Annotated in this window: 8 protein-coding genes and 1 tRNA gene; 3 read left to right on the plus strand and 6 right to left on the minus strand. The window is 70.5% G+C overall.

Annotated features, from left to right (window positions below; genetic code table 11):
• Window positions 1–382 precede the first annotated feature (382 nt).
• Window positions 383–456: transfer RNA gene (locus tag G3I19_RS32525), tRNA-Met, on the plus strand.
• A 48-nt stretch (window positions 457–504) separates the two neighbouring features.
• Here G3I19_RS32525 and G3I19_RS32530 read toward each other — a convergent pair.
• The 4 genes from G3I19_RS32530 to G3I19_RS32545 all read right to left on the minus strand — a co-directional run bounded on the left by G3I19_RS32530 (window position 505) and on the right by G3I19_RS32545 (window position 3,992).
• Window positions 505–1,638, minus strand: coding sequence for an ABC transporter substrate-binding protein (locus G3I19_RS32530; RefSeq protein WP_164267309.1), 1,134 nt, complete (start codon window positions 1,636–1,638; stop codon window positions 505–507).
• A 61-nt stretch (window positions 1,639–1,699) separates the two neighbouring features.
• Window positions 1,700–2,563 carry an ABC transporter permease gene (locus G3I19_RS32535; protein WP_164267310.1) on the minus strand — a complete coding sequence of 288 codons (864 nt, stop codon included), beginning with the start codon at window positions 2,561–2,563 and terminating at the stop codon, window positions 1,700–1,702.
• Entirely contained in the window at window positions 2,560–3,378 is an 819-nt protein-coding gene (locus tag G3I19_RS32540) for an ABC transporter ATP-binding protein (RefSeq protein ID WP_164267311.1), read from the minus strand. The genes G3I19_RS32535 and G3I19_RS32540 overlap by 4 nt, the downstream gene beginning before the upstream one ends.
• A 197-nt stretch (window positions 3,379–3,575) precedes the next feature.
• A complete protein-coding gene (locus G3I19_RS32545) occupies window positions 3,576–3,992 on the minus strand; it encodes a Fur family transcriptional regulator (RefSeq protein ID WP_164267312.1) in 417 nt (138 codons plus the stop codon).
• 127 nt (window positions 3,993–4,119) lie between these two features.
• Between G3I19_RS32545 and G3I19_RS32550 the strand changes: the two genes are divergently transcribed.
• Window positions 4,120–5,589 carry a catalase gene (locus G3I19_RS32550; protein ID WP_164267313.1) on the plus strand — a complete coding sequence of 490 codons (1,470 nt, stop codon included), beginning with the start codon at window positions 4,120–4,122 and terminating at the stop codon, window positions 5,587–5,589.
• Between the two features lie 174 nt (window positions 5,590–5,763).
• Here the strand turns inward: G3I19_RS32550 and G3I19_RS32555 are convergent, their stop codons facing one another.
• Window positions 5,764–6,168 (minus strand): CBS domain-containing protein, encoded by a 405-nt coding sequence (locus tag G3I19_RS32555; protein ID WP_164267316.1) that lies wholly within the window; start codon window positions 6,166–6,168, stop codon window positions 5,764–5,766.
• 145 nt (window positions 6,169–6,313) lie between these two features.
• Window positions 6,314–7,108 carry a histidinol-phosphatase gene (gene hisN, locus G3I19_RS32560; protein WP_164267314.1) on the minus strand — a complete coding sequence of 265 codons (795 nt, stop codon included), beginning with the start codon at window positions 7,106–7,108 and terminating at the stop codon, window positions 6,314–6,316.
• A 178-nt stretch (window positions 7,109–7,286) separates the two neighbouring features.
• On the opposite strand from hisN, the gene G3I19_RS32565 reads away from it, so the two are divergent.
• Window positions 7,287–7,544: helix-turn-helix domain-containing protein (locus G3I19_RS32565; protein WP_164267315.1), on the plus strand; the 258-nt coding region annotated here is incomplete at its 3' end.

A 7,544-nucleotide genomic window follows, 5' to 3' on the forward strand; every position in this document is an offset into this window, starting at 1 on the left:
CGGCGCGGCTCAGCGAGGCGCTGCGCCAGGAACTCACCGCGTGACGTGTGCGGCCGGCCGCTCTCCCCGGCGGGCCGCACAGGTCCGACCGTCCCACCGGCGGGCCGCACTGGTCCCGCGGCAGGCCGCGCCTCGTGCGGACCTCGCGCCTCGTGCCGACCTCGCGCCTCGTGCGGACCCCGTACCCCGTGCCGACCTCGCACCTCGTGCGGACCCCGTACCCCGTGCCGACCTCGCACCTCGTGCGGACCCCGTACCCCGTGCGGACCCTGTACCTCGTGCGGACCCCGCACCACTCACGTCCCCCGTGCCCGTCGGGGCAGGACCGCGGGAACGGATTTGCACTGGTCGGCGGCCCCACGTACAGTTACGAACACAACGGCGCGGGGTGGAGCAGCTCGGTAGCTCGCTGGGCTCATAACCCAGAGGTCGCAGGTTCAAATCCTGTCCCCGCTACTGAAGACCGAAGGCCCGGACTCGGAAGAGTCCGGGCCTTCGGCATGTTCAGCCCTTGTGCCCGACCGCCTCCTCGTACAGCGCGCGGTCCACCACCTTGTCCTCAGGTAGCGGGTCGCCCTGTGCGACCCCGGCGTCCCGGTACGCCTTCTGCAGCCGGTCCGTCGTGCCCTTGCGGATCTCCCAGTCCATCCGGAGCGACGGCGTCGACGTCAGCACCGACTCGTCGGTCTTGAGCAGCTTGGCCAGCGAGGCCGTGAAGCCCTTGTCGGCCTTGTAGTCGCCGGAGAAGTAGGTGTCCACGGTCCGGATGTAGGCGCGCAGGAAGGCGACGCCCGCGTCCGGGTCCTTGGTCAGCAGATTCGGGCCGAAGAGCAGCCCGCCGAGCGGTTCGCCCAGCGGCTGGCCGCCGAGGAAGGTGTACTTCGCGTTCCCGTCGACCTTGCGCCAGACGGGGTCGAGCAGCCAGGCCGAGTCGACTCCGCCGTTCTGCAGTGCTGTCAGGACGTCCGCCGAGCCGAGCTGCTGGAAGCCGATCGAGTCGAGACCGCCGCCGTGCTTCTGCAGGGCCTTCTCCATCGCATAGGTGACGACCGAGCCCTTGCCGATCATCGTGCCCATCTTCCGGCCCTTCATGGTCACCGACGAAGGGGTCTCACCGTCCTTGAGCCGGGCCCACAGGCCGCTCTTGGACGCCGGGTCGGGGGAGAAGTTCCCGGCGACCCACTTGATGTCGAAGCCGCCCCTGATGCCGTTCATCACGGCTGCCTCCGGCGCCGCCCACTGGGCGTCGATATCGCCCTTGGCGAGCAGCGGGAGCGCGTCGGGGGTCGGCAGCACCTTCAGCTGGACGTCCAGCCCCTCCTTCTTGAACTCGCCCTTCTCGACCGCCACTTCGAGCGGAGCCACGTACTCCGCCGCCAGTGTGCCGGTCGCGAGGACCAGCTTGCGCTTCTTCGTCAGCGGCCGGGGAGCGGGCGCGCCCTTGACGCAGCGGGCCGGTGCACGGCCGGGGGCGAGGTCGGCCGGGTCGGTCCAGCCCTTGGCGCAGCCCGCGACGGCTCGCACCGGGCGGGGCTTGGGGGCGGCCGCCGGGCCGTCGGCGCTGTGTTTCGCGCACCCGGCGGAGGCGAGCAGGGAACCGGCGACGAGCAGGGTGGCGCAGAGCGTGCTGATACGCATGGAGCCTCCGTACGTACGGACATCGGGGCTGTGGGCGGGCCGCGTCGGGAACGGGGCCGGTTCAGGACTGGCTGCGGCCGCGGTCGCGCGGGGCCCAGGGGGTGAGCAGCCGTCCGGCGATCCGTACCAGTTCGGAGAAGAGCACCCCGAGCACGGCCACACAGACGATCCCGACGAACATCACGTCGTTCTGGAAGAGCGCGCGGGAGTCGAAGATCAGGTGGCCGAGGCCGTTGGAGGCCGCGATCTGTTCCGACGCGACGATGACGAGCACCGCCACACCCGCCGCGATCCGGGCGCCGACCAGCACCGCGGGCAGTGAGGCGGGCAGCAGGACGTGCCGGAACATCTGCCAGGGCGATGCGCCGAAGACCTGCCCGGCGTCGCGGTGCCCGGCGGGTACGGCGAGCACCGCCGCCATCGTGGAGATCCAGACGAAGAAGAAGACCGTGGCGGCGACCAGCGCGATCTGCGGGCCCTCGCCGAGGCCGAACATGTTGAGGAAGACCGGCAGCAGGGCGAGCTTCGGGACCACGTACAGTGCGTCGAGGAGCGGTTCGAGCGCGGCCCGTACGAGCGCCAGCGAGCCCATCAGCAGGCCGAGGACGTACCCCGACACCGTGCCGATCGCATAGCCGCCGAGCACCCGCTTGAGCGTGGCCCACACATCGGGCCAGAGCACGCCGCGGGCCGCGCGGTCCCAGCCGTCCGAAAGGATGGTGGAGGGCGCGGGGTAGACGCGGTCGTCGATCCAGGATCCGTCCGCAGCCAGCTGCCAGAGCAGGATCAGGACGACGGGTACGGCGACGGCCAGTGCCAGTTCCAGGGTGCGGCGCCTGCGGTGGGTGCGGACGGGGTGCAGCTCCTGCGGACCCGGCCGTCTGACCAGCAGGCCGTCCTTCGGCGCTTTGACCGCGGTACTCATACGGGGACCGCCTCTCCGCGTACCTCGCCGCGCAGCAGCTCCCACAGCTCGGACTTCAGCCCGGTGAACTCGGGCGCCGAGCGGATGTCACCGGACCTGGGCCGGGGGAAGGGCGGCCGGCGCTCGGCGATGATCCTTCCGGGGCGTGCGGACATCACCAGGACGCGGTCGCCCAGGACGATCGCCTCTTCGAGGCTGTGGGTGATGAAGAGGGCTGTGGTGCGGGTGGTCTGGGTGAGTTCGAGCAGCTCGTCCTGGAGGATGGTCCGCAGCTGAGCGTCGAGGGCGGCGAACGGCTCGTCCATCAGCAGGATTTCGGGCTCGACGGCGAGCGCGCGGGCGATGGCGACGCGCTGGCGCATACCGCCGGAGAGGGCCGCGGGGTAGGCGTCCGCGAAGTCGGCCAGGCCGATGCGCGCCAGCCAGTCGCGGGCGCGGCGGTCGGCCTCCTTGCGCGGGACGCGCTGGATGTCGAGGCCGAACCTGACGTTGGCCAGGACGTTCTTCCAGTCGTAGATGCCGTAGTCCTGGAAGATCATCGCGGCCGGGCGGGCGGATGCGGTACGGATGGCCAGCTCGCCGGTGCTGGGGCGCAGCAGCCCGGCCGCGATGCGCAGCAGGGTGGACTTGCCGCAGCCCGACGGGCCGACGATGCAGGTGAACTCGCCGGGGGCGATGTCCAGATCCACCGGTCCGAGTGCGTCCAGGGCGGTGCGGCCGCGGCCGAAGGTGCGGGCGAGGGACCGGGCGCGGAGCTTGGGCGATCTGTCGGGCGCCGGTCCCGGGGTGGGTGGGGGCGGGTGCGGGTCTCCCACGGTTTCTCCTTGCGGAGGTGGTGAACGGGTGATCGCCGCAGAGGATATGACGGGTCGTCAGATACTGGAAGAGGCGTGCACACGGTGGAGGGACCGGCGGAAGGGTGGCGGAAGGGTGTGTGCACGCGACGGAGCCCCGGGGGTGTCCGCCCCGGGGCTCCGTCGGATGTGCTGGTGTGGACCGGTCGGGCGACCGGTCAGGCTGAGGCGCAGGCGGGGCAGATCCCCCGGTACGTCACCTCGACGTTGGAGATCGTGAAGCCGAAGCGCTCCGTGTCCGGCAGGTCCCGCAGCGGGTTGCCCGCCGGGTGTACGTCGCGGATGGAGCCGCACTGGGCGCAGACCAGGTGCTGGTGCGGCCGGTGGGCGTTCGGGTCGTACCGCTTGGCGCGGCGGTCCGTGGAGACCTCGATCACCTCACCGAGGACGACCATCTCGCCCAGGGTGTTGTAGACCGTCGCCCGGGAGATCTCCGGCAGCCTCGATACGGCGCGGGCGTGCACCTCGTCGGCGGTCAGATGAACGTGGTCCCCGTCGAGGACCTCGGCCACGACGCGACGCTGGGCGGTCATCCGCCAGCCGCGGTCGCGCAGGCGTTCCAACAGGTCACTCATAAGGTCCAGCCTAACAGGAGAAGGGGTCGAGTCCCGAATGGATGTGACTTTGGACTATCACTTGACTTAGACAAAGTCCATCGTAGGATCGGGAACGGCACACGCCAAGGGACAGGACAGACCAGGAATGACGCAGGAGGCGCTCGTGACGCAGGGACCACTCACCACGGAGACCGGAGCTCCGGTGGCCGACAACCAGAACAGTGAGACCGCGGGCGCCGGCGGTCCGGTCCTGGTGCAGGACCAGCTGCTCCTCGAGAAGCTCGCGCACTTCAACCGTGAGCGCATCCCGGAGCGCATCGTGCACGCCCGCGGCGCCGGCGCGTACGGCACCTTCACGCTGACCCGCGATGTCTCGCAGTGGACGCGTGCGAAGTTCCTCTCCGAGGTCGGCAAGCAGACCGAGACCTTCCTGCGCTTCTCCACCGTCGCGGGCAACCTCGGCTCGGCGGACGCGGTGCGTGACCCCCGCGGTTTCGCGCTGAAGTTCTACACGGAGGAGGGGAACTACGACCTGGTCGGGAACAACACGCCCGTCTTCTTCATCAAGGACGCCATCAAGTTCCCCGACTTCATCCACACCCAGAAGCGCGACCCGTACACCGGTTCGCAGGAGGCGGACAACGTCTGGGACTTCTGGGGCCTCAGCCCCGAGTCGACCCACCAGGTGACCTGGCTCTTCGGTGACCGCGGCATCCCGGCGTCGTTCCGCCACATGAACGGGTACGGCTCGCACACGTACCAGTGGAACAACGCCGACGGCGAGGTCTTCTGGGTCAAGTACCACTTCAAGACCGACCAGGGCATCAAGAACCTCACCACCGACGAGGCCAACCGTCTCTCGGGTGTGGACCCCGACAGCCACCAGCGCGACCTGCGTGAGTCCATCGAGCGCGGTGACTTCCCGTCCTGGACCGTGCAGATCCAGGTCATGCCGGCGGCCGACGCGGCCACGTACCGCTTCAACCCGTTCGACCTGACCAAGGTCTGGCCGCACGAGGACTACCCGCCGATCGAGATCGGGAAGCTGGAGCTCAACCGCAACCCGGAGAACATCTTCGCCGAGGTCGAGCAGTCCGCCTTCTCGCCGGCCAACTTCGTTCCCGGCATCGGTCCTTCGCCGGACAAGATGCTCCAGGGCCGTCTCTTCGCGTACGGCGACGCGCACCGCTACCGCGTCGGCATCAACGCCGACCACCTGCCGGTGAACCGCCCGCACGCCGTCGAGGCGAACACCAACTACCGGGACGGCGTGCTGTACGACGGCCGCCACAAGGGCACCAAGAACTACGAGCCGAACAGCTTCGGCGGCCCCTTCCAGACGGACCAGCAGCTCTGGAAGTCCACCCAGGTCAGCGGCGTCACGGGCAACCACCCGGCGCCGAGCCACGCGGAGGACAACGACTTCGTCCAGCCCGGCAACCTCTACCGCCAGATGACCGAGGACGAGAAGGGCAGGCTCATCGAGAACCTGGCCGGCTTCATCTCGCAGGTCTCGCGGGACGACATCGCCGAGCGCGCGGTCAACAACTTCCGCCAGGCCGACGGTGACCTCGGCAAGCGGCTGGAAGCGGCGGTCCAGGCCCTGCGCGCCTGAACCGCGGTCGTAAGCCGGCGCGCCGGTGAGCGGCGAGCCTGAGGAGGGCCGGATCCCCGCCGGGGTCCGGCCCTTCTGCGTGTCCGGCCGCCCGTGCTGATCCGGCCCTTCTGCGTGTCCGGCCGCCCGTGTCAGGAGCCGTCCGGCCGCCCGTGCTGATCCGGGCCGTCCGCGTCAGGAGGTGACCAGCGCCGCGCTCTCGTTCCGGTCCGGGGCCCAGCACCGGATGATGTCGCGCACCGACACGATGCCGACCGGGCCTGCGCCGTCGAGCACGATCAGATGGCGGAAGCCGCCGTTCGACATCGCCTCGGCCGCGTCCTCCAGGGTCCAGGAGGGCGCGGCGAAGACCACGTCCATGGTGGTGTGGGTGCCCGCGGTCTCCCGGTCGGGGTCGAGGCCGCCGCCGACGGCGTCGAGGATGTCGCGCTCGGTGAGGATGCCGACTCCGCAGGTGTCGGGGTCGAGGACGACGGCGGCGCCGATACGGCGGGCCGACATCAGGGCGGCGGACTGGCGGAGTGTGTGGGCGGGTCCGATGGTGAGGACCACCGTGCTCATGGCGTCGCGGACGAACATGGCGAGTGCCACCTCCTGGGGAATCCAGCATGCGCGTGAATTCACAAGTTCACAAGTGGGGACTCTCAGAGTCGCATCAGCTCGTGAACCCGGCAAGGGTCCGGGAGGGTGAAGTCCTGGGCGGCTGTGCGGTGTTCAGCCGCGTTCAGCCGCGCAGATAGCTCAGCAGCTCGCCGTGGAGCAGTCCGTTGGAGGCGGCCGCGTTGCCGCCCTCGACACCGCGCACCCCGTCCAGGCTGGTGAACTCGCCACCGGCCTCCTGGACGACGATGGCCGTGGCCGCCATGTCCCAGAGCGACAGCTCGGGCTCCGCGCACATGTCGACCGAACCCTCGGCGACCATCATGTACGGCCAGAAGTCCCCGTACCCCCGGGTGCGCCAGCAGTCCCGGGTCAGATCCAGGAAGCCGTCGAGCCGTCCCTGCTCGTCCCAGCCGCCCAGGGACGAGTAGGCGAACGAGGCGTCGGGGACCTTGGAGACCTTGGAGACCTGCAGCCGGGTGGCCGACGTCAGGCTGCGCCCGGTGTACGCGCCGCCGCCCTTCGCCGCCCACCAGCGGCGGCCGAGCGCGGGCGCGGAGACCACACCGACGACCGGTTCGTGGCCGTCATCGCCGGCCACGGCCAGCGCGATCAGGGTGGCCCAGACCGGGACGCCGCGTACGTAGTTCTTGGTGCCGTCGATCGGGTCGATGATCCAGCGGCGCGGGCCGGTGCCCGACAGGCCGTACTCCTCGCCGAGGATCGCGTCGCGGGGCCTGGCCCGCTGGAGCTGTCCGCGGATCAGCTCTTCGGCGCCCTTGTCGGCCTCCGTCACGGGGGTCATGTCCGGCTTCGTCTCGACCTTCAGGTCGAGGGCCTTGAACCGGTCCATGGTCGCCGCGTCGGCGGCGTCCGCGAGGACATGGGCGAGGCGCAGATCATCGTGGTAGTCGGGCATGGTCGTCACAGTATCCACCGGGCCCCCGATCGAGCCACAGGGCCCTGCCGGACGCGCGGCCGGCCGTGCTGCCGCGCCGGGCAGCGGCACGGGTATTGACACCCCCGCGGCCTCCGTCAACTCTGAGCGCAGTGCCGTACCGCTCCGAGCGCGGAGCCGTACCGCCCGGGAGGCGACGATGCCCGCAGCGCGCGAATCCCTGCTCGACTCCGCCCTCGCGGCCCTCACCGACCGCGACTGGTCCGGGGTGCGCATGGTGGATGTGGCGGCCGCGGCCGGGGTCTCCCGGCAGACCCTCTACAACGAGTTCGGTTCCAAGGACGGCCTGGCCCGCGCGCTGGTGCGGCGCGAGGCCGACCGGTACCTCCGGGGCGTCGAGCGTGCGCTGGCCCGTCCCGCCGCGGAGCGCGAGCGGATGGTGGCCGTCGCCGAGTGG

This window comes from Streptomyces sp. SID10853, assembly GCF_010548145.1.
Classification (GTDB): Bacteria; Actinomycetota; Actinomycetes; order Streptomycetales; family Streptomycetaceae; genus Streptomyces.

Bases quoted from the DNA above. Each gene is read 5' to 3' on its own strand.
- G3I19_RS32535 (WP_164267310.1), bottom strand. From the start codon at position 2,563: ATGAGTACCGCGGTCAAAGCGCCGAAGGACGGCCTGCTGGTCAGACGG.
- G3I19_RS32555 (WP_164267316.1), bottom strand. From the start codon at position 6,168: ATGTTCGTCCGCGACGCCATGAGCACGGTGGTCCTCACCATCGGACCC.
- hisN (WP_164267314.1), bottom strand. From the start codon at position 7,108: ATGCCCGACTACCACGATGATCTGCGCCTCGCCCATGTCCTCGCGGAC.
- G3I19_RS32545 (WP_164267312.1), bottom strand. From the start codon at position 3,992: ATGAGTGACCTGTTGGAACGCCTGCGCGACCGCGGCTGGCGGATGACC.
- G3I19_RS32530 (WP_164267309.1), bottom strand. From the start codon at position 1,638: ATGCGTATCAGCACGCTCTGCGCCACCCTGCTCGTCGCCGGTTCCCTG.
- G3I19_RS32550 (WP_164267313.1), top strand. From the start codon at position 4,120: ATGACGCAGGAGGCGCTCGTGACGCAGGGACCACTCACCACGGAGACC.